The 21,942-nt window shown below is 38.9% G+C and carries 22 protein-coding genes; 18 read left to right on the top strand and 4 right to left on the bottom strand.

Annotated features, from left to right (window positions below):
• Nucleotide 1 precedes the first annotated feature (1 nt).
• From PMAN_RS07725 to trpA, 5 genes are read left to right on the top strand one after another with little or no spacing between them, the layout of a single operon-like run.
• Complete coding sequence (locus tag PMAN_RS07725) at nucleotides 2-604, top strand: aminodeoxychorismate/anthranilate synthase component II (protein ID WP_010557514.1); 603 nt, start codon at nucleotides 2-4, stop codon at nucleotides 602-604.
• Nucleotides 605-613: 9 nt separating this feature from the next.
• The gene (trpD, locus tag PMAN_RS07730) at nucleotides 614-1,651 is read left to right on the top strand and encodes an anthranilate phosphoribosyltransferase (protein WP_010557515.1); all 1,038 of its coding nucleotides are present in this window, start codon (nucleotides 614-616) and stop codon (nucleotides 1,649-1,651) included.
• Entirely contained in the window at nucleotides 1,644-3,008 is a 1,365-nt protein-coding gene (gene trpCF / locus PMAN_RS07735) for a bifunctional indole-3-glycerol-phosphate synthase TrpC/phosphoribosylanthranilate isomerase TrpF (protein ID WP_010557516.1), read from the top strand. Before trpD ends, trpCF begins: the two co-directional genes overlap by 8 nt.
• A gap of 7 nt (nucleotides 3,009-3,015) precedes the next feature.
• Nucleotides 3,016-4,200 (top strand): tryptophan synthase subunit beta, encoded by a 1,185-nt coding sequence (trpB, locus tag PMAN_RS07740; RefSeq protein ID WP_006792214.1) that lies wholly within the window; start codon nucleotides 3,016-3,018, stop codon nucleotides 4,198-4,200.
• The gene (gene trpA, locus PMAN_RS07745; RefSeq protein WP_010557517.1) at nucleotides 4,197-5,018 is read left to right on the top strand and encodes a tryptophan synthase subunit alpha; all 822 of its coding nucleotides are present in this window, start codon (nucleotides 4,197-4,199) and stop codon (nucleotides 5,016-5,018) included. The genes trpB and trpA overlap by 4 nt, the downstream gene beginning before the upstream one ends.
• A gap of 60 nt (nucleotides 5,019-5,078) precedes the next feature.
• Here the strand turns inward: trpA and PMAN_RS07750 are convergent, their stop codons facing one another.
• Both PMAN_RS07750 and PMAN_RS07755 read right to left on the bottom strand, forming a co-directional pair.
• Nucleotides 5,079-5,657 carry a type 1 glutamine amidotransferase domain-containing protein gene (locus PMAN_RS07750; RefSeq protein WP_006792216.1) on the bottom strand — a complete coding sequence of 193 codons (579 nt, stop codon included), beginning with the start codon at nucleotides 5,655-5,657 and terminating at the stop codon, nucleotides 5,079-5,081.
• Nucleotides 5,658-5,864: 207 nt separating this feature from the next.
• A complete protein-coding gene (locus tag PMAN_RS07755; RefSeq protein WP_006792217.1) occupies nucleotides 5,865-6,134 on the bottom strand; it encodes an HU family DNA-binding protein in 270 nt (89 codons plus the stop codon).
• A gap of 171 nt (nucleotides 6,135-6,305) precedes the next feature.
• Between PMAN_RS07755 and ispZ the strand changes: the two genes are divergently transcribed.
• Nucleotides 6,306-6,881, top strand: coding sequence for a septation protein IspZ (gene ispZ, locus PMAN_RS07760; protein WP_008127733.1), 576 nt, complete (start codon nucleotides 6,306-6,308; stop codon nucleotides 6,879-6,881).
• Nucleotides 6,882-6,942: 61 nt separating this feature from the next.
• Entirely contained in the window at nucleotides 6,943-7,584 is a 642-nt protein-coding gene (locus PMAN_RS07765; protein ID WP_010557518.1) for a CPBP family intramembrane glutamic endopeptidase, read from the top strand.
• 50 nt (nucleotides 7,585-7,634) lie between these two features.
• Here the strand turns inward: PMAN_RS07765 and PMAN_RS07770 are convergent, their stop codons facing one another.
• Nucleotides 7,635-9,059 (bottom strand): sodium-dependent transporter, encoded by a 1,425-nt coding sequence (locus PMAN_RS07770; RefSeq protein WP_010557519.1) that lies wholly within the window; start codon nucleotides 9,057-9,059, stop codon nucleotides 7,635-7,637.
• 189 nt (nucleotides 9,060-9,248) lie between these two features.
• Between PMAN_RS07770 and PMAN_RS07775 the strand changes: the two genes are divergently transcribed.
• From PMAN_RS07775 to PMAN_RS07800, 6 genes are all read left to right on the top strand, one after another.
• Entirely contained in the window at nucleotides 9,249-9,551 is a 303-nt protein-coding gene (locus PMAN_RS07775) for a YciI family protein (protein ID WP_008127726.1), read from the top strand.
• A gap of 155 nt (nucleotides 9,552-9,706) precedes the next feature.
• Entirely contained in the window at nucleotides 9,707-9,967 is a 261-nt protein-coding gene (locus tag PMAN_RS07780) for a PepSY domain-containing protein (RefSeq protein ID WP_010557520.1), read from the top strand.
• Nucleotides 9,968-9,970: 3 nt separating this feature from the next.
• On the top strand, nucleotides 9,971-10,645 hold the full coding sequence (locus tag PMAN_RS07785) for a response regulator transcription factor (RefSeq protein ID WP_008127723.1): 675 nt from the start codon (nucleotides 9,971-9,973) through the stop codon (nucleotides 10,643-10,645).
• Complete coding sequence (locus PMAN_RS07790) at nucleotides 10,639-11,976, top strand: ATP-binding protein (protein ID WP_010557521.1); 1,338 nt, start codon at nucleotides 10,639-10,641, stop codon at nucleotides 11,974-11,976. The genes PMAN_RS07785 and PMAN_RS07790 overlap by 7 nt, the downstream gene beginning before the upstream one ends.
• Nucleotides 11,963-12,373 (top strand): hypothetical protein, encoded by a 411-nt coding sequence (locus PMAN_RS07795; RefSeq protein ID WP_010557522.1) that lies wholly within the window; start codon nucleotides 11,963-11,965, stop codon nucleotides 12,371-12,373. Before PMAN_RS07790 ends, PMAN_RS07795 begins: the two co-directional genes overlap by 14 nt.
• A 103-nt stretch (nucleotides 12,374-12,476) precedes the next feature.
• Nucleotides 12,477-13,547 carry a flavin monoamine oxidase family protein gene (locus PMAN_RS07800; protein ID WP_010557523.1) on the top strand — a complete coding sequence of 357 codons (1,071 nt, stop codon included), beginning with the start codon at nucleotides 12,477-12,479 and terminating at the stop codon, nucleotides 13,545-13,547.
• A 38-nt stretch (nucleotides 13,548-13,585) separates the two neighbouring features.
• On the opposite strand, the gene PMAN_RS07805 is transcribed toward PMAN_RS07800, so the two are convergent.
• The gene (locus PMAN_RS07805; RefSeq protein WP_008127717.1) at nucleotides 13,586-14,620 is read right to left on the bottom strand and encodes an AI-2E family transporter; all 1,035 of its coding nucleotides are present in this window, start codon (nucleotides 14,618-14,620) and stop codon (nucleotides 13,586-13,588) included.
• A gap of 170 nt (nucleotides 14,621-14,790) precedes the next feature.
• Here PMAN_RS07805 and PMAN_RS07810 point away from each other — a divergent pair, with 170 nt between their 5' ends.
• The 5 genes from PMAN_RS07810 (at nucleotide 14,791) to PMAN_RS07830 (ending at nucleotide 21,941) form a co-directional block, all read left to right on the top strand.
• Nucleotides 14,791-15,681 carry a TIGR01777 family oxidoreductase gene (locus tag PMAN_RS07810; RefSeq protein WP_010557524.1) on the top strand — a complete coding sequence of 297 codons (891 nt, stop codon included), beginning with the start codon at nucleotides 14,791-14,793 and terminating at the stop codon, nucleotides 15,679-15,681.
• Between the two features lie 140 nt (nucleotides 15,682-15,821).
• Entirely contained in the window at nucleotides 15,822-16,985 is a 1,164-nt protein-coding gene (locus tag PMAN_RS07815; RefSeq protein WP_010557525.1) for a GGDEF domain-containing protein, read from the top strand.
• A 138-nt stretch (nucleotides 16,986-17,123) separates the two neighbouring features.
• Nucleotides 17,124-18,284 carry an IS30 family transposase gene (locus tag PMAN_RS07820; RefSeq protein ID WP_138529284.1) on the top strand — a complete coding sequence of 387 codons (1,161 nt, stop codon included), beginning with the start codon at nucleotides 17,124-17,126 and terminating at the stop codon, nucleotides 18,282-18,284.
• 566 nt (nucleotides 18,285-18,850) lie between these two features.
• Nucleotides 18,851-21,511 carry a hypothetical protein gene (locus PMAN_RS07825; RefSeq protein WP_168371074.1) on the top strand — a complete coding sequence of 887 codons (2,661 nt, stop codon included), beginning with the start codon at nucleotides 18,851-18,853 and terminating at the stop codon, nucleotides 21,509-21,511.
• On the top strand, nucleotides 21,495-21,941 hold the full coding sequence (locus tag PMAN_RS07830; protein ID WP_010558157.1) for a DNA-binding transcriptional response regulator: 447 nt from the start codon (nucleotides 21,495-21,497) through the stop codon (nucleotides 21,939-21,941). The genes PMAN_RS07825 and PMAN_RS07830 overlap by 17 nt, the downstream gene beginning before the upstream one ends.
• The last annotated feature ends 1 nt before the right edge of the window (nucleotide 21,942 follow it).

Consider the following 21,942-nt stretch of genomic DNA (forward strand, 5'->3'; position numbering starts at 1 on the left):
CATGGGTGCATCACAGCCAATCAAAATTTACTTTTTAGATAACTTTGACTCGTTTAGTTACAACTTGGTAGACGAACTAACTATGCTCGGTGGTGAGCTTGTTGTGTATAGAAATAACATAAGCGCCGATACTATTTTTAATAAAATGCGCCAAGAGCAAGGCCAAGTATTACTTGTACTTTCACCAGGCCCAGGCACACCAAGCGATGCTGGTTGCCTCATGGATCTTATTGCGCTGTGTAAAGGCCATTTCCCTATGCTGGGTATTTGTTTAGGTCAACAGGCGTTAACACAAAGTTATGGCGGAGTAATCGGACATGCGGGTGAAACCGTACATGGTAAGTCGTCAATTATTGATCTAAGCACACACCCTGTGTTTGAAAATATGGGCGAGACAATGCCGGTGGCACGTTACCACTCATTAATGGCTACGCAAGTACCAGATAGCATAGAGGTAATAGCACAATACCAAGATATTCCTATGGCTATTTATCACCATGATGACGGTGCTCTGGGTTATCAGTTTCACCCTGAATCAATACTAACGCCCAACGGGGCTATGTTGCTGCAACAAAGTGTTGCTTACCTAACAAATAATAATTAAGAGGACGTTATGAGTACACATTTAACCAACGTACTTAATGTTCAACACGCCATTGAGCAACTTACGATTAAGCAATCACTCAGTTATAGCCAATCAAAAGCGCTATTTAATGAAATTATGCAAGGTAACATGAGCGATATTGAGCTAACAGCTTTGCTTATTAGTCTTAAAATGAAAGGTGAAGTGAGTGATGAAATAGCGGGAGCTGCGGCATCTATGCGTGAAAACGCAGTGGCTTTTAATACTACTTGCTCACAACTTGCAGATAGTTGTGGCACCGGTGGCGATGGGTCAAATACTATTAATATCAGCACCACTGCCGCTATTGTCGCAGCTGCAGCGGGTATTAACATGGTAAAACATGGCAACCGCAGTGTGTCGAGTAACTCAGGCTCTGCCGACTTACTCAAAGCTCTTGGTATTAATATAGATATAAGCCCAGAACAAGCAGCAAAATGCCTTGAGCAAACACACTTTACATTTTTGTTTGCACCTCATTATCACAGCGGTGTGCGCCATGCGATGGGTGTGCGTACTGCACTTAAAACACGAACTATTTTTAATATTCTAGGCCCCCTTGCTAACCCTGCGGCACCTGATGTGCAATTATTGGGGGTTTACGACGAGTCGCTATGTATGCCTATGGCGCAAACGCTTAAAACATTAGGCACACAACGCGCAATGATCGTACACGGTTCAGGCACTGACGAAATTGCTCTTCATGGGCCTACGCATGTTGTTGAATTAAACAACGGTGAAATAACCCAGTACACGCTCAACCCAAGCGATTTTGGCCTTGCAAACTATTCACTTGAACAACTAGCAGGTGAAGGCCCACAATATAACGCTGATGCAAGCGTTGCTATTTTACAAGGCAAAGGCACTGATGCGCACAACGCCGCTATTGTGGTAAATGTTGCTGCTCTTTTATATCTAACAGGTAAAGCCGATTCACTTAAAGATGGCGCACAACAAGTACACTCACTTTTAAGTTCAGGCAAAGCCATGGACACATTAAATGCAATTATTGAGGTAAGTCATGGCTAATGTATTAGACAAAATTGTTGCTGATAAAAAGCTAGAATTAATTGAACGAAAAGCCGCTCGCCCGCTTAAAAGTTTTAAAGATCAAGCGGTGCCAACCAGTCGTGATTTTTATAAAGCATTGGCGGCACCCGGTACGCAATTTATTTTAGAATGTAAAAAAGCGTCCCCTTCTAAGGGGTTAATAAGAGAACCTTTTGATTTAACTGAAATCACTGCAGCTTACAAAAAATATGCAAGCTGCATGAGCGTACTCACCGATACTAAATACTTTCAAGGTAGCTTTGACTACCTAGAGTTTGTACGTAGCCAAGTTGATCAGCCACTTATTTGTAAAGACTTTTTCATAGATGAGTATCAGGTTTATATGGCTCGTATTTATGGTGGCGATGCTATCTTACTTATGCTTTCGGTACTTAATGATGAAGAATACACAGCACTGCATAAGGTCGCTGATTCACTTAATATGGCGGTGCTAACCGAGGTAAGTAACGAAGAAGAAGTACACCGAGCACTTAACCTAAATGCTAAAATTATTGGTATTAATAACCGTGATTTACGTGACTTGAGTACCGATTTAGCTACTACTGAAAAACTACGTAAATTAATACCTGAAGATAAAGTTGTTATTTCTGAGTCAGGTATCTATACCCATCAAGATGTTAAACGCTTAGCACCGCTGTGCGATGGCTTTTTAATTGGTAGCTCGCTGATGGCCGAAGCTGATTTAGAACAAGCATGTCGCCGGGTTATTTTTGGGGAAAATAAAGTATGTGGACTTACTCGCAGCCAAGATGCGCAAGCTGCGTATAATGCGGGTGCTGTATATGGCGGTTTAATTTTTCATCCTAAGTCTCCACGTTGTGTTGATTTAGATTGCGCCCAAGCCATAACGCAATCAGCTCCCCTCAAATTTGTGGGTGTTTTTGTTAATGAGTCAACAGAGAAAGTTGCTCACGCCGCAAGTGTGTTAAAATTAGCGGCAGTTCAATTACATGGCCAAGAAAGTGACGATTACATTAAAGCGTTGCGTACACAGTTACCTAGCAATTGTGAAATTTGGAAAGCACAAGCAATTAAAGATGCGCTACCTACTCCTGTAAATGGCGTTGACCGCCACTTGTACGATACTCACAGTGATAAACAAGCTGGTGGAACAGGAAAAGTATTTGATTGGTCGCTTCTTCGCGATGCAACAACACCGTTTATGCTAGCTGGTGGCTTAAATCCAGACAATATTAAAGACGCGCTTTATCAAGGTGCCTTAGGCCTTGACTTAAATTCTGGGGTTGAAGACGCTCCGGGCAAAAAGTGCCCAAACAAATTACATCATGCTTTTACAAGTATCAGAAATTATTGAGGTTAAAATGCAAAATCCAGCTTATTTTGGCGAGTTTGGCGGTATGTTTGTACCCGAGTTGCTTGTCCCTGCACTTAAGCAGTTAGAAAACGAATTTAACAAAGCGCAAAAAGATCCTGAGTTTCAGGCAGAACTTAGCAAATTATTAAACGAGTATGCGGGTCGCCCTACGCCTCTTACTTTAACGCGTAATTTAGTTAAAAACCCAAAGGTTAAACTTTACTTAAAGCGTGAAGATCTACTTCATGGTGGTGCACACAAAACAAACCAAGTGCTTGGCCAAGCGTTATTAACAAAACGTATGGGTAAAAAAGAAGTGATTGCTGAAACCGGCGCAGGTCAGCATGGTGTCGCTACTGCTTTAGCATGCGCACTTTTAGGTTTAAAATGCCGTATATACATGGGCGCGAAAGACGTTGAACGCCAACAACCTAATGTATTTAGAATGAAATTAATGGGCGCAGAAGTTATTCCTGTTACAGCGGGTTCTGGCACATTAAAAGATGCCGTAAACGAAGCGCTACGTGACTGGTCAGCTAACTACCAAGAAGCACACTACTTACTAGGAACTGCGGCGGGCCCTCACCCATTCCCAACAATTGTTCGCGAATACCAAAAAGTAATTGGTGAAGAAGCCAAGCAACAAGTGCTTGAAGCTGAAGGTCGCTTACCAGACGCCGTTATAGCTTGCGTGGGTGGTGGGTCAAACGCTATTGGTATGTTTACCGATTTTATTGACGAGCCTAGCGTAAAGCTAATTGGTGTTGAGCCAGCAGGTAAAGGCTTAGATACCCACGAACACGGCGCCACTATTTGTAAGGGTACTAAAGGTATACTACACGGTACATACACTTACATTATGCAAAACGATGATGGCCAAATTGAAGAATCATACTCTGTATCAGCAGGTCTAGATTACCCAGCGGTAGGCCCACAGCATGCATTTTTACATGAAACTGGCCGTGCACAATATGTAGGTATCAGTGACACTGAGGCACTTGACGCATTTCAGTCATTAGCTAAAAACGAAGGTATTATTCCCGCTCTGGAGTCAAGCCATGCTTTAGCCTACGCGCTAAAATATGCAGAAGAGCAGACGCAAGACAGTGTAATCGTAATTAATTTAAGTGGCCGTGGCGATAAAGATTTAGCACATGTACACAAAGTATTATCTGAAGGAGGCCAGCTATGAGCCAAGTTAAGACGGACCGTTATGGCGCTATGTTTACTGCACTTAATGAGAAAAATCAAGGTGCGTTTGTTCCCTTTGTGACTATTGGCGATCCAGGTAAAGAGCAGAGCATTGCTATCATTAAAAGCTTAATTGATGGTGGTGCTGACGGACTAGAGCTGGGTATCCCCTTTTCAGATCCAATAGCCGATGGCCCTGTTATCCAAGCCGCTAATATTCGTGCGCTTGATGTGAATATTAACACCCAAGATTGCTTTGACATTATTAAAGAAATTCGTGAATACAATGCAGATATTCCAATTGGTTTATTATTATATTCAAACTTAGTGTTTAAACGTGGCTTAGAAGCGTTTTACAAAGATGCAAAAGCCGTAGGGGTAGACTCTATTTTGGTAGCGGATGTTCCTTTGCATGAATCTAAAATGTTTAGAAAGGCTGCAATGGACAATGGGGTTGACCCAATATTTATTGCAACACCTAATGCAGATGACGACACTCTTCGCCAGTGTGCTTCATATGGACGAGGTTATACTTATTTACTTTCACGTGCAGGCGTAACAGGTACTGATACCAAAGCACAAATGCCCGCTGGTAATATTGTAAATAAATTAAAAGAGTATCATGCAGCCCCTGCTCTACTAGGCTTTGGTATTTCAACGCCAGACGATGTTAAATCAGCATTAAATGCAGGTGCAGCCGGGGCCATTTCAGGCTCTGCGGTGGTAAAGATTATTGAAGCCAATCTTGATGATTTAGATGCAATGACAGCACAACTAAAAACGTTTGTTAGCAACATGAAAGCCGCTACAGAGCTTTAATTAAACTCAGGTTTAAACACATAAAAAGGGCATTTAAATGCCCTTTTTCATTATTAAAATTTAGTGTGCTTTATGCTTCCCTTCTAGCACTTCTTCAATAAATTTAGCATTAAAAGCATCTAAATCTTCTGGGCTGCGGCTGGTTACTAAACCTCTGTCTACACACACCTCCTCATTTACCCAGTTTGCGCCTGCATTCATTAAATCGCTTTTAATACTTGGGAAAGAAGTGATTGTGCGGTCACGTAACTTGTTAATTTCAGCCAGTAACCATGGTGCATGGCAAATTGCAGCAACTGGTTTGTTTTTTTCTGCACCAAAAAAGCCGTCTATAAAGGCTTTTGCGTGTTTGTCTTGACGAAGGCTGTCTGGATTAAATAACCCACCGGGTAACATTAATGCATCGTAATCAGCTGAGTTTGTATTGGTGACGAGTTTATCTACTGATACTTTTTCGCCCCATTTATCTTCATTCCACCCAGTTATTTGACCTTCTTTGATAGAGACGATCTCTATTTCTGCACCCGCATTTAATAATGCATCGCGAGGAGAAAACAATTCACTTTGTTCAAAACCGTCAGTGGCTAAAATGGCAATTTTTTTACCTTTTAGTGGCGTACGCGATTGTAATGTATTCATTTGGCTCTCCTTATAAATTAATTAAGTGTTTAACGCACTAAACAATAAGCAGGACGGATGCCAGATTTAAATTATTGAAAATTATATTAAATTTTAATTTATAATATAACCCCATGTAAATTATTTATAATTAATGAATAATCTACATGAAGTTAAAAGAGCGTTGTTCTAGATAGTACAAATAAAAAGGTAAGTAGAAGTGAAGTATTAAAGGCGATCTTTAAGTGCTTTAGCTGGTTTAAAAACGGCCTTGTTAGCCCCTTCTATTTCGATTGTCTCACCCGTTTGTGGATTGCGCCCAGTGCGTGCCGGATAATAGCTAAGTGCAAACGTACCAAATCCATTAATTTGCACCTGATCACCTTCAGATAACGATTTAGTAATCACTTTTTGAATACTTGTAAGAGCGGCTTGTGAATCTTTTTTAGTAAGTTCACTGTGTTTTGCCATTTCGGCAATAAGTTGAGTTTTGTTCATATAAGGCTCCTAAATACACGTAAACAATGAATACGTTTAGCGTGGGAATATAATGATGAATAAATAAAGCCACGCAGGCTAAGGCTTACAGGGCTTTAAGTCAACCTTGTAGTTACCAAGTGTTATGTGGTAAAAACGCTGTAATTTATTTTTGTATAATTTAGGTAGTATATGCACGCATTAATTGAATACATTCCACTTATACTGTTTTTTGCAGTGTTTAAGCTTGTAGATATTTACTGGGCAACGGCTTTATTAATTGCAACATCGCTTATTCAAGTCATATTTAGCTATTACAAACATGGGAAAGTACCGACCCGCCAGTGGATCTTCTTTTCTATTGCCGCCGTGTTTGGCACCTTAACGCTTGTGTTTCATGATGAGCAATTTGTAAAGTGGAAAGCCACTATTATATACGCGGGTTTCAGCATTATGCTGCTTGTGAGTCGTTACATACTCAATAAAAACTTAGTAAAAAAGGCACTAACCGCTATTTTAGAAAACGCAAATGACACAGATAAAAAAATAACCGTGCCAGAGCCATTATGGGATAAATTAAACTTAATGTGGGTAGCTATTACCGCCGGTATTGCAGCACTTAACATATACATAGCATATAACTTTTCACTCGACTTTTGGGTAAACTTTAAAGTCTTTGGCTTGATGGCTATTACATTTGTAAGCATTTTTGCCACAATTATTGCCCTTTATAAATACCTCCCTGATGATGACGAAGCTGTAAACTAGTTTTCGTCATAAAAATGTCGTCTTAGCTTGTTAGTTTATAAAAAAACAGCCTGAGACGACCTTGAACGCTAATCAATACCGCTGGTTTGAATTTACCCTCATATTTATTTTTTTACCGCTAGTAGGCTTTAGCTTACGCAGCCATTTAGCAAATTGGCTTTTACCTGCGCTTATAATATTAATGAGCGTATGTTGCATGCTTTTGTTGAGCGACCCACACTTTAAACGCTTCAGGCTTACCAGCCTTGGACAGTTTTCTGCTGTAAAAAATCGTCTGTTTAGTTTCTTTTTATTAGGCGCCGTTTTCTCTGGTATGTTTTACGGGATCATCCATCAAGAAAACTGGTTTACCCTCCCTCGTAATTCTTTTGATGATTGGCTGCTTTTGTTACTGCTATACCCCGTGTTATCGGTTATCCCTCAAGAGCTAATATTCAGAACCTATTTTTTTCATCGTTATAAACACATTATGCCTAAAAAAAGTATGCGAATTATTGTAAGTGCCACTGTATTTGCACTGGCTCATATAGTTTATGCAAATTTGATTGCGGTATGTTTAGCTTTTTTAGGCGGCTTGTTATTTTCGTATACTTACGCTCAAAGCCGCTCAACCTTTGTATGTGTTATTGAGCATAGCTTGTGGGGAATTTGGATGTTTACTCTAGGTATTGGGAGTTATTTAGACTCAGGTGCTTTAACCTAAATGTTTAGCAAAAAAAGCCGCGACAAGCGCGGCTTTTTATACTTTACATTTTAAAAGCCAAATAACTTTAAACCAAAGAACTTGGTAGCAACCGTGTTTATAAATATCACGGCTAAAATAAATGGGATAAACGTTGAAAGAGAAAAGTTAACGTATTTCTCCATCATGCTGCCTTCGTAGCTAGGTGAACCTTGGCTTAGTTCCTGTGTTAAACGCGCTTTTTTCCATCGATACATTACAAACAAACACACCATTAAGCCATTTAGAGGTAAAATAGTGTCGTAAAATACATCAACTACAATATCAAAAAAGCTCTTACTGGCACCGCCATAGCTGGTAAACGACGTTAAACTGTCAACCATACCAAACGACATAGTACATATAATTGTAAGCACGCCTGTGCTAAGCGTTAGTATACCTAAGGCTTTTTTACGACTAATACCTTTACGATCACTCAATGTTGCCGTTGGTACTTCTACAATTGAAACCAAAGACGTTATTGCTGCAAAAAATACAAGTAAAAAGAATGAAAAGGCGACAACTGAAGCCCCTACATAGCCAATATCGTTTTGTAATGCTAATAAGATTTTAGGTAAATAAACAAAAATCATTGATACAGACGAGTCTGATAACGACTCCGGGTTAGTATTTGGGTCAAAACTAAATATAGCGGGTAAAACCATAAGGCCGGCAACAAACGCGACTAGTGAGTCTGTAATAGCCACCATTTTTGCACTACTAACTATGTCGTCTTTCTTAGAAATATAAGACGCATAGGTCATTAAAATACCCATACCTAGCGATAAAGAGAAGAACGCTTGACTCAATGCACCATTGAGTACGCTAGCACTCATTTTTGAAAAGTCAGGAATAACGTAATACTCAACGCCTGCCAATGCGTTATCTAGCGTTAAAACATACGCTACCAAAGCCAACAGCATCACCAACAATGCTGGCATTAATACTCTAGCCGCTTTTTCTATGCCCTGTTTTACACCGCCGAGTAGAATGAGGTTAACAATAACAACCACCACTGCCATATAAGCAAATACTGTGTAGCTGTTAATAAATGTTCCAAAATGGGCTGGGTCGGCTAACGCATCTAAGTTACCCATGCCTGCCTGTATCAAGTAGCCAAAAATCCACACTGTAATTACCATATAAAAAACGGCAATCATAAATGGAGTTAAAACGGCTAAAAATCCTGCAAATTTCCATTTTTTATCGTTATTTGCTAAAAGTTTGTATGAACCGAGCGGATCTTTTTGAGCATTTCGGCCCATGGCCATTTCTGCCATCATCACGGGTAAACAAATAAACACGACAAATAGAGCATAAATTAATAAAAATGCGCCGCCACCATTTTTAGTCGCAGAAACGGGAAAACCCACTAAATTACCAATACCAACAGCAGAACCAGCTGCAGCCAGTATAAATCCGAGACGGGAGCTAAATCGCTCTCTATTATCGCTCATGTATAAAACCTTTTTATTATTTTGAGTATCTGAGCGACTCTACCAGTGTTATACAGCGGTTTTCAAGCAATTAGCGTTAAAAATAAAATCCAACTGTAAACCTAAGTGTATACGCTTTTAGTTAGCCAAATTTGAGCTCTGTGGTACTATTTGCATAATTAAATTTAACAACTTAAGTGAGAATCTATTATGTTGTACATGATTTACTCAACAGACGTTGAAAACAGTCTTGAATTACGAAAAGCCGCACGTCCAGCGCACTTAGAACGCTTAAAAGAGCTTGATGCACAAAACAGGCTACTTACCGCCGGCCCTTTCCCTGCGGTTGATAATGAAGACCCTCAAGATGCCGGTTTTACTGGCTCAGTTATTATTGCAGAGTTTGATTCGCTAGAAGCTGCGCGTGAATGGGCAACTGATGATCCTTACGTTTCAGGTGGCGTATACGTAAATACAATTGTTAAACCATTCAAAAAAGTGTTTCCAGTATAAATAACAGCGTGTTGTTACAAGCCAACCTGTAATTCAGGATTTGTTCACACGTTTTTAATTAAAATTACTAATGTAATTACGGATTTAACGTTTTTACTTGAATTTTAGTAACTTAGTTAATTAAACTAAGGTTATCTGGTCTAGGAGTTTCTGTTATGCGCGTATTGTTAAGCCTCATTTTTATTGCTTGTGTTAGCTTTGCTAGCAACAGCCAAGCTTCGGCTACGCCCACTAAAAAGGTTAATCAACCGGTGGATAAAAAGAAAGCGGTAATACTTGCAAAACAAAGCATTGGCGGTAAAACGCTAAAGATAACTGAAAAACCAGAGTTTTATACCGTACGAATACTCAAATCTGACGGCCACGTCGTTGATTTACATATTAATAAAAAAACCGGCGAAGTGAAAAAGGATTAAAAAATGCGAATTTTAGTTATTGAAGACGATCTACATTTAGCAGACAACCTACGAAATGCATTAGAGAAAGAACGCTACAGCGTGGATTTATGTCACGATGGTGAAGCTGGTTTATTCCATATTACTGAATACCCTTTGGATATGGCTGTGGTTGATTTGGGTTTACCTAAAATTGACGGAATTGAGTTAATTAACAAAGCACGTGCCCAAGGCGTGACAATTCCAATTTTAATTTTAACAGCCCGTGATCGCTGGCAAGATAAAGTTGAAGGGCTAGATGCCGGTGCAGACGACTATTTAACAAAGCCATTTCATGTTGAAGAATTAGCAGCGCGTTGTAACGCTCTTATTCGCCGCAGTGCAGGTAAAGCTAACCCTGAAATGACAGCAGGACCTATAAAAATACACACCCGTTCGCAACAAGTTTGGGTCGATGACAAAGAGTTAAGCCTAACGGCTTATGAGTATAAAGTACTTGAATACTTAATGGTAAACCCACAAAAGGTTATTTCTAAGTCAGAGCTTACCGAGCATATTTACGATCAGGATTTCGACCTTGATTCGAATGTAATTGAAGTATTTGTCTTACGCCTACGTAAAAAGTTAGACCCAGAGGGCACCCTCAACCCAGTTGAAACGTTACGTGGCCGTGGTTACAGGCTAAAAAGTCAGTGGTAGGACCGCAAGTATCACTAAAAATAAGGCAAGGATTTATCCTTGTCTTTGTTTTATTGGTGGCACTGCCTATTTTGTTTTACTCAATTGGCAAAGCCTATTATGCCTCTTTGGTCGATGCCACAGAAAAAACGCTAGAAGCTCAACTCTATTCTCTTATATCTGAGGTAGACTTCACTGAACATGGCATAATTATGCCAAGCACTATATTAGCGCCTGAGCTTAACAGATTAAACTCTGACACATACGCAATGATTTACCGAGATGAAGAGCCAATTTGGCATTCGGAGTCAGCGGTGAATGTCGACTTTGTACCTCAACAAATAGAAACCAAAGCCGGTGCTGCTGACTTTAGGCGCGTAGAATACAAAAATACGGTTTATTGGCAGCTTAGTTTAACCGTAATATTAAATAATATTGATCAGTCCGAGCAGGCTCGGTTCATTTTAGTAAAACGTAACGACGCTCTACTTCGCTTAATGGATGGGTTTAAACAAACACTTGTTGAGTGGATGTTTGTTATGGGTATTGCCATAACAATTTTAATGGCTATCGGTTTTATTTGGAGCGCCCGCCCACTTCAGCGCTTAGATAAAGAAATAAAAGCCATTGAATCTGGTGATATACAAGAAATTAAAGGCCTTTATCCAATTGAACTACAAACCATAAAAGCCGACTTAAACTTGTTACTTGAATCTCAGCAACGACAAAAAGAACGCTACAGAGCATCGCTCAGCGATTTAGCGCACGCACTTAAAACCCCACTTGCTGTTCTTAAATCAAGCCCGCTTGCAAATGATGCTGACGCACAAGAACAGTTAGACCGTATAAATGTGATGATCGAACACCAATTAAAGCGTGCAGCTACTGGCGCGTCAGATACGTGGAAAAAACAAACGCCTATAAAACCAGTTATCGACTCAATACTAAGTGCAATGGCTAAAGTTTATCGCGACAAAGATATTATTTTTGATTGTATAGTTTCTGATAAAGATTACTTTTTAGGTGACCAAACCGATTTAATGGAGTTACTAGGCAACTTAATTGATAACGCCTGTAAAGCGTGTCGTTCTCAAGTAACGGTACAAGTGGTGCAAAGTAAGACATTATGTATAGGTATAAGTGATGACGGCCCGGGTGTGCCAGAAGATAAGCGCGAATCATTACTTAAACGCGGTACACGCCTAGATACATACCAAAGTGGGCATGGTGTTGGCATGGCCATTGTCTCGGACTTGGTTACATCTTACCATGGCACACTGACAATCACTGAAGCCGACAAGCTAGGCGGCGCACAATTTATATTAGAGTTTAATTACCATGATAAAAAATAACACGTATGCAAACTTGTTTTCGATTTTTCTCCTTATAATAAGTGGCAGTGCTTATTCTAATGCTGTGTGCCAATTGGTTGATAAGCCAACTATGAATGAATCTAAGCGTTACATCCAATGCCTTGACACCCAGCTCGATAAAGCCAAACAAGAGCAAGGGACTTGGATACAAAAACGTAAGTACGAACTAGTCCAATCTGAAGAAGCAACGGGTAATACCCAAGTACTGCAGTTATTTATGCGCAGTATAAAAAATAACGAGAAGTACATTGAAAGCGCCTGCCAGTGGCGCTACATATTGAAACTTCCTAATGCAAAAGCAGCCGCTATCAGCTACAAGCACTGTGAAATTCAGTTAGTAAATCAGTTTACAGAATCCTTGAAACAACCTTTTTAAACCACGTGTAAATAACACGACTAGCTCGCATACTCACTTGACAATAGTGCACACACAAAACAAACTACCTACTAGTAGATTGTTAAACTTAAAAAGGTAAATAATGGCCAAGCCTATAATAATTATTGGTGGCGGACTTGCAGGGCTTTATGCTGCAACAAAATTGCATGAACGTAATATTGCGTTTTTATTATTAGAAGCCAAACCATTTTTAGGTGGGCGTGTTTATTGTGAAAATTCAATAAAAAATGAAAATGTTGGGTTTGATCTTGGTCCGACGTGGATCTTTCCTCATCAACCAAAAATTCAATCATTGGTCAAATCGCTCAACTTATCGATATTTGAGCAATACAATCATGGTGATGTGTTATACCAAGCGCCTAATCAGGCAGTTCAACAAATTGCAGGCGCTGGCGAAATGCAATTGTTTAGGCTAAAACATGGCATGAGTACCTTAATCAAGGCACTCTATAAACAGCTACCTGCAAAGCATATATTGTTAAATCATTGCGTAACAGAACTCAAAAAAAGTAATGATAACTGGCAGTTAACAGTTAATAACAATGGTAAAGTACAGCAGTTTGAAACAAACACAGTGCTCACTGCCCTGCCTCCTCGAATGATCACCCAACATTTAACACCTAATTTTTGGGCAAGTGAGAGGCTTATAAATCGTTTGACTACAACGCCCACTTGGATGGCAGGACAGGCTAAATTTGTGGCCACATTCGAATACGCCTTTTGGCGAGAACGCAATCTATCTGGGCAATGCTTTAGCCGAGTCGGCCCCATGATTGAAATACATGATGCAAGTGCGGAACACAATAAGCATGCTGCCTTATTTGGCTTTATCGGCGTGCCATACGCCACTCGCAGTAAAGTTTCCAAAGCACAATTAATAAAAGCTTGTATTAACCAGCTAGTCTATTTTTACGGCGAAGCCGCTAGAAACCCCACACATTGTTTTATAAAAGATTGGGCTGAGGATGAATTTGTTGCCAATAACGACGATAAAACACAACCCTCACAACACCCTGATTTCCATTTAGGTGAACTAACAAGTGAGCTAAGAGATTTAAATATTCACTTAGTAGGAAGTGAATTCGCAAAAAAAGAAGCAGGTTATTTAGAGGGAGCACTTAACGCTGTTGATGACGCATTAAGTGCTATATAGCAATTCAAATGGGTTATGTTGGCTATAAATGCTGAAGGTTAACGCATCGCGCTATCTTCACCACTGCCTAATAATGTAGCAACCCATTTACCTTCTATGCTGGTTTCAAGGCCTATTTTAACAATCATTGTTAATGGAACAGATAAGAGCATACCTACTGTACCAAGTAGCCACCCCCAAAATATTAAAGATAAAAATACAACAAGGGTTGATAGGCCAAGCCCTTTACCTAAAAATTTAGGCTCTACAATGTTGCCCATCACCGTGTTTATTGTTAAGTAACCCGCCGCTACCATACCTGCAATTAGAGGGCCTTGAGTTATTAAGGCAAGTAACACGGCAGGCACAGCCGCAATAATTGACCCAATATTCGGAATGTAATTAAACATAAATGCTAAAACACCCCATAATATAAAGTAGTCGACATTTAGAACCCATAAGTAAACAGACACAATAATACCAGTAGCTAAACTCACGAGTGTTTTTATAGCCAAGTAAGAATTAATTGATTCTAAAAATCGGTCAATTTGCTTCATTTTACTATCAGGATCTTCAAGAGCCATATGTATTTTATTGCTTAGCAGTGGGCCTTCAAACAGCATAAAAATAACCGTTAAGATTATTAAAAACATGTTTGCCATTACGCCACCAAGCCCTGTCAGCATGTTAGTTGCTACATCAACCATTTTGCCTGGGTCAAACATCGAAATAAGTTGTTCTTTATTAATTAAAATATTGTACTGGGAGGCGAGGTCTACAAGCCAAATAAACTCTTCTTTGAGTTGGGCTTTATATTCAGGAAGCTGCTGTGAAAAATCATTAATGGACTGGCCAACTAAGCCACCTAAGCTGACTCCAAGCCCAACAATAATTAGCACCACAAGCATCACTGCAATGCCTTTAGGAATTTTATAACGTGCAAAAAATTTAATTAGTGGATTACAAATAATGGCAATAAATGCCGCTAATATGAAAGGAATAACAATGACACTTGCTGATTTGATCCCTGCCAATACCACTACTAAAGCAGCAAAAACAATTAAGCTTTTATTTACACCCGTTAAACCTGCCACTTTATTAATCCTTATATTTGTAATAAGGCCACAGTGTAAGGCAAAACCTAATGAAATGAAATAATTACAAAGTGATCATAACCCTTGTTATTTCGTATTAAGGATAGAAACTACATGCTAGTGAGTATAAATTAAAAACACTTGCTACAATTATAATTTGAGGATTCAATATGCATATATTTGTTACAGGTGCTACTGGGCTAATTGGCCAACATTTATGTCCTTTTTTAGAGCACCACAACACGGTTACCGTGCTTAGCCGTAATGCCACAAAAGCAAATGTATTATTGGGTCATAAAATTAAAGCAGTCACTGACATAAGCGCTGTTGATTTTAATACAGTTGACGTTGTTATTAATCTAGCCGGTGAGCCAATCGTTAATAAACGTTGGAGCGATAAACAGAAGCAAATTATACGTGACAGCCGCATTAATCTAACAGATCAAATTAGCCACGCCATTGCAGCAAGTACTAACCCTCCACACACGTTTATATCAGGCAGTGCTATTGGCTACTATGGACGCCAAAGCGACAAGCGCATAGATGAAAACTTTACAGATCCCCACAATGAATTTAGTCATCAGCTGTGTAAAGACTGGGAAGACGCAGCATTAAAAGCAGAGTCTGAAAAAACACGAGTCTGCCTATTACGAACCGGTATTGTATTAGCTAAAAAAGGTGGTGCATTAAGCAAGATGCTTCCCGCATTTAAATTGTGTTTAGGCGGGCCAATTGGTGACGGAGAGCAAGGTATGTCGTGGATACATATAGACGATATGACACAGCTTATTTTATATATTATGAAACACCCTGAAATTTCGGGGCCAATTAACGCCGTAGCACCAAACCCAGTTAGTAACTCAGAGTTTAGTAAACGCTTGGGTAATGCATTATCGCGTCCTGCTTTTATGCCCATGCCTGCATTTGTATTGAAAGTATTAATGGGTGAAATGTCTGACTTACTTACTACCGGGCAATTTGTAGTGCCAACCAAAGCACAAAAGCATAACTATCGTTTTCATTACGAGAACCTTAAATCGGCCTTGGACAGTTTGGTTTAGCTGGCGTTAATAATCTTCTGCGTATACTCTATTCAGTTACAATATGGGTAACTAGTACTATTTACCCATGTTGACCTTTCATGATTAATACATAATACTTAAGTTAGTCAGACACAATTTCCTAATAAAAGCGAAAATGAATGCTACACCTGCCTACTGTGATTGGTCTCTCTTTTATACTTAACCTACTAATAGGGTTGTTTTTTTTATCTGTTCATAATTACAAAAAACAATCTGCTTTTTTAATTTTTGGTTTAGCGTGCATTGCATTTTCATTTGCTGAACTACTCGCATGTTTAAAACTAATACTTAATTTTCCTTTTATTACGAGTTATTTAGCGAATATTTTTATAATACTCAGCCCATTTTTAATTATTCTGGGACTACATAAATACAAATACAGCAAACCTTTAAACTTACGCCCTATTTACTATTTGCTGCTTTTTACCGCCGTAATTTTATTATCTGTGTATCCTTACTCCGCAGCACAAATGGTAACGAGCTTTATTATTGCAGGGTTATACTTATTTTCTGCTTACATCATTAGCACTATGAGCTTTGTTGCAACCTTACAAAAAAAGGCATTAATTACCTGCTTTTTAATCCATAGTTTGCTTATGTTTGTTCAAACAGTGCTGCTTGCTTTACCTATTTTAAGCCTAAGCGAGACAACCTATTTAGAACCATTAGAGCTCATTTTAAGCAGTCATTTAATTTTAGCCACTTGCAGTGCATTATTACTCCCTTACTTATTAGCATCTAATACAGAACATACGCTTGCCAGCATTGCTAATACCGACGTTTTAAGTCAACTATTTAACCGCCGTGGTTTTTTTATGAAAGGAAAAAACGCGTTAAGTTTATCACTTTACCAAAACAAAAATATTTCACTTATTTTGCTCGATATTGATTTTTTCAAACGCGTTAACGATACCTATGGCCACGAGGCAGGCGATCAAGCCATAAAGTGGATAGCTCAGCATGTAAAATCACAATTTTTAAATGAAGAGATATCAGCCAGGATCGGCGGCGAAGAATTTGCCATTTTATTGCCCAACTGCTCATTAAGTGATGCCAGAAATAATGCCGAAGAACTACGAGAAAGCATAAGCAGTTATCCATTTTATTACGAGGGGCACGATATAAATTTATCGGTGAGTGCAGGCGTCAGTAGCACATTAAACGGCGAGCAGACTATAAAAGAGTTACTAGCGAACGCCGATAAACGACTCTACCTTGCTAAAGAAACTGGCCGTGACAAAGTGGTAACCTACGATGAAAAAAGCTTACTTTTGCAAGCTTAATTTGAAAAAGTCTTAACTTGATCTGCCAGATTCGATTTGTACAGTTGGATTAAATCTGACAGTGAATAGCCGACTTGTGCTGTGAGTTCAACTGGTGAATGCAACGCTATCCTTATTATTAGTTAAAGGAGCGTTTACATGAAACAGAGAAAGCGTATTTATTATAATGCAGAACAAAGAAGGTTAATTTGGGATCGATATCAGCGCGGTGATAGTGCGCATGATATAGCAAGGCTATTTGATCGATACCATTCATCTATATTAGGTATTATCCATAAAACAGGTGGTGTTCGGCCGCTTGAGCCCAAACGCTCACCAACAACACTAACTCTTGCAGAGCGAGAAGACATTTCACGAGGGTTAGCAGCAAGTAAGTCACTTCGAGAAATAGCGAGATACCTTAATCGCTCACCTTCCACTATTTGCCGTGAAGTAAACCGCCACGGCGGGATTAAAAAATATCGAGCGAGTAAAGCTGACAAAGTTGCCTGGGAAAATGCCAAACGCCCTAAGCCTTGTAAGCTGTATGGCAACAAAGAATTATGTTTAATCATTGCTCAAAAGATGGAATCTGCATGGTCACCTCAGCAAATCTCTGGTTGGCTTAGGCGGAGATACCCCAATAATGAGGATTTGAATGTGTCGCACGAAACAATATATAAAACCCTATATATACAAACCCGCGGCGCCTTAAAAAAAGAGCTACAAAAACACTTAAGGACGCAGCGGGTAGTCAGGAAATCAAAACACGCCACTCTTAAAGGTAAAGGGTTAGGAAAGATAGTTGACGCTGTACCAATTAGTGAAAGGCCATCAAATGTTGAAGACAGAGCTGTTCCAGGCCACTGGGAGGGAGACTTGATCCAAGGCTCAGGAAACAGTTTTATCGCGACTCTAGTTGAGCGGCACTCTAGGTATGTAATGTTAGTGAAAGTACCTAGTAATAAAACAAAGCCAGTAATCGAAGCGTTGATTAAACAAGCTAATAAGTTGCCAGCAGAGCTTTATAAATCATTAACTTGGGACAGAGGATGTGAGCTTACAAATCATAAAGACTTTACTCTAGCTACAGATATTCAAGTATATTTCTGCGATCCACAATCACCTTGGCAACGCGGCTCCAATGAAAATACAAATAGGTTATTAAGACAATATTTTCCAAAAGGAACTAACTTAAATGAGCATTCTCAGATAAGATTAAACCAAGTTGCCAGACAACTTAATGAGAGACCGCGGAAAACACTAGAATACGAAACACCTGCGGAGCGATTTAATCAGTGTGTTGCATCGAGTGGTTGAACTCACAGCCATGAGCAGACCTTCAGGCGTAACTCGTTTTTGCCCCTTTTTTTGCTTAGAGTAATTACTCCTCCACTGCACAAGTATTTTCATAAGATAAACTTTTCTAATGCTCAGGAGCTCCCTAACTCAAGCGGCTTATCAAGTATGAAAAGGAAAAGTAAATACAAATAACCAAATCTCAATAAACTTAAAAATTAAATATGCTCAATAATAAAGGCAATAAGTGTTATATTTGAACACAAAAAGTAAGTAGCCACAGTGAGCGCCTTATGCTACAGAGTATTAATTATTTGAATATTAAGCACCTTTTACTAAATATAAATAACGTAGGTTCAGTCCATTTAATCGATATCCCATCGAAGAAAGCGCGGAATTATTTGAGAGGTACAGACCCTACTAACTTCAAGCAAACTCGTAGGGCTTTAGAGAAGATCAAGCATAGTTGCACCAATTCCGATTTCAAAAAATCTATCTTATTTGTTAGATCCAGTTCCATTTTTGATAGAACTGAAATTGGTCAGTTGCTTTCGGATAGGTGCCCTAATGAGGCGAATGACTTAATTGTGAAATATTCACTACATGAGGTTGTAGAGTATATTAACAAGTATGCTTTCGAACTAGAAGAGTTGGCTGACTGTGCGGTAAAGATACTAGAATCGCTAAATGTTGGAGATATTAATACTGCTTTAGAATATTGTAGTGATTTAGCTGATATGAAGGGGGCGTCCGTATTTTTAATTCGTCAGTTATCTTACATAACAAATAGATACCAGCTTTTAGGATTGGATGATAACGAGATTCTCAGAAAAATTGATTACATAAAGCAACGAATAAGTATATCACGTTGTCCTTTCATTGAAAGCGCTGTTACTCAATTGAGTAACTTAAGGACCTCTCATATTACCACATCGAAAAGAATCTATGAAATTAATAAAATATTCAATGGGATACATATAGCTAAATCTTTTATTAAGCCAATCCCTAATGACAAATTAGAGTTTGAATTAGTTTTAAGCGATTACTTCTCGTTTTCTCTTTTTGATTCTTACCTCTATCTTATGAAATTGCTTAAGTTTAACCTTTCGTTCATTCCTACAACTACTGTGGAACGAAGCTTAGAGGAAGCATATGAAAGAATTTCTGCAATTCAATTTAACCCGGAAAATATGTACAAAAAAGTAGACGAAGATGTTGGTTACTATTTTCTGAGAGAAGGCTTCCTATTTTCTGAACAACCCAATGCTCTACAGTTCCAAATAGTTCATGGCTATTACTACTTAAATGCCTTAAATTCAAAGCACATAAATCAGCTAGCAACACCAATTGTTGAAGAATATTTTTCAGATATCAATGAGCTAGAACATCTGAATCACACAACTCCTGCTAGGTATGAAATTAGAAGTGACAAGTATAATTCTTCTACTTGTGGGATGTTAGAAAACTCGACCGCACTAGTATATGTACTGGGCCGAAAGCAAGGTCAACTATCGCAGAACGAGCAAGACTTGTTTGTGGAATTAATGTCCTATACGCGTGAGATTGGCGAAATATGTCCAAAAGAATATTTAGCATCAATGGCATCTTCAGCCACATGTCAGCGACTTCAATTAGTAGTTAACTGTTTAATCACCCTGAATCATAAATCTCAGCTGTCAGAGCATAAGCTTCGGTCAGTAATCCAAGATTATTGCATACAACAGTTCAATGGCAATTTGAACGACTTAGTCCAGTACTTATATAGTATTTCTCCAGCGGTAGCAGAACACCTACTATTGACCTGTGATGAAACATTCCTAGCGACCCTGTTTAGGATAGTAGATCGCCCTGTGGATGCGATACAGCTTCGTGCTGATATGCTCAACTGGTACGGTAAAATCAGTGGTGAAGAACGTTATCTAGATAGAGCCAAAACATTAAAAATAGATATTCAAATTAACAAAGAAAAGGGTACTATTGATGATTCCCGTATTTATGTAGACCCATTTAAATACACTCAATGGTTTGAGGATCAAATGGTTGGTAAGCTAACCATGGCTCTTGATAACCTTATGATTAGTGAGCACCCTGCTGTAAATCTTAATTGGAAAAGTACCGGTGTAGGCAGCACAGATGAGGTTATTAATCTATTGCTAGCATGCTACAAAGAGTTTTGTGACAACCGTTCGTTTGGCATAGCTTCATACCTTGGAAGACGGATAAGACACGGCACCTTCGAAGGGACTGCTAGCACAGAATTAAAAGCTCTATCTTCCAAGGAAGAATATATTCACTTATTCGATGATAAGGAGTTTAGCTCTAGGTTTGGCGAATGGATGAAACGCTACGAAGAAATGATAGACGCTTTGAAAAAGAACGTCTTACAGGTCAAGAGCAAACGTAAGCCTGATGGGTGCTTTTCTACAGATATTGATTCTCCAGCTAAAAAAGTCGTTGCTGATCAACTGATATACGAAATCCTTCGAATATATTCCAAGAGAACTGGTGTTGTTAGGTTGCCAAGCTTAATTATTGATTACTGCTGGAGGCTTGCCGAATTTGACCTAGTTACAACTAAGAAGTTGCTCAGTGAGAGAAAATCTTCACATGGTGTATTTTCTTATAGTCCAAAATATGGTTCATTAACACATAAGAGACAATACTCCAAATTTTCTCAAGAAGTTAACTCACTTACTAGCCAGAAATTTGGCTTGATGGCATCTTGGTTCAACAAGCCTACTTATGCTTCGCCAAGTACCGATATCTATTTATTATTTAACGCAGTGATATCCGAAGTAAAAGATAGCTTCCCAGAATTTGAGCCTAAAATAGACTTAGCAGATAAAATCTTCACCATAAATGGTGGCACGTACTATGTTATATATGATGCATTATTTGTTTTAATCCATAATTCTGCTAAGCATGGTAAACCTAACGGTAGAATAGATTTCAAAGTGTCCATACTTGAAGAAAGAAGGAATGCGATTCGTATTGAGTTATATACAGAACTCGATAGTTGTGAAGCAGTAACAAAAGCACTAAATAACATAGAAGAAGCTCAGCTTTTAGCTAAAGGTGATGCTGACGACTATGAGAGTAAAAGCGGGATTCGAAAGCTCAAAAAACTAGAGAACGAAGGAAGTATAAGCGAGCTAAATTTTTCTCCTAATGAAGAGGGAAATATGCTCTGTTTTGAATTCCATTTTGAACTTGATAGTAGAGGTAAGTACGATGATATTGATAGTTGAAGATGATGCACATAAATCGTCACAGATCATGGAAGTTTTTAACTCTGTATTAGGCAACGAGACAGAAGTAACGCTAGTTGATAACGTCATGGATGCTGTCAGGTTTTTAATTGATTATACTCCAGAAAAAATCATACTGGATATGTCTTTACCCAGCCATAGAGCTCTACCGGGGCAAGGAACTCCGGTTCCTCTTCCTACTGGCGGTATAGAGGTTTTGTTTGAGCTAAAAATGAAAAATTTGATGGACTTACCAGTTTTGATTCTAACTCAATACCCTGAAATCGAGATAGAACAAGACTTAATACCAGTTCAAGACTCTGCTGCAACCTTTAGAGAAGAATACGGCTTCATGGCGATTGAAGCCTGTTACTACGACCACAGCAATAATGAACCGTGGAAGAAAAAAACAATGGAATTCTTAAAGTAAA

This window comes from Pseudoalteromonas marina (assembly GCF_000238335.3).
GTDB lineage: Bacteria > Pseudomonadota > Gammaproteobacteria > Enterobacterales > Alteromonadaceae > Pseudoalteromonas > Pseudoalteromonas marina.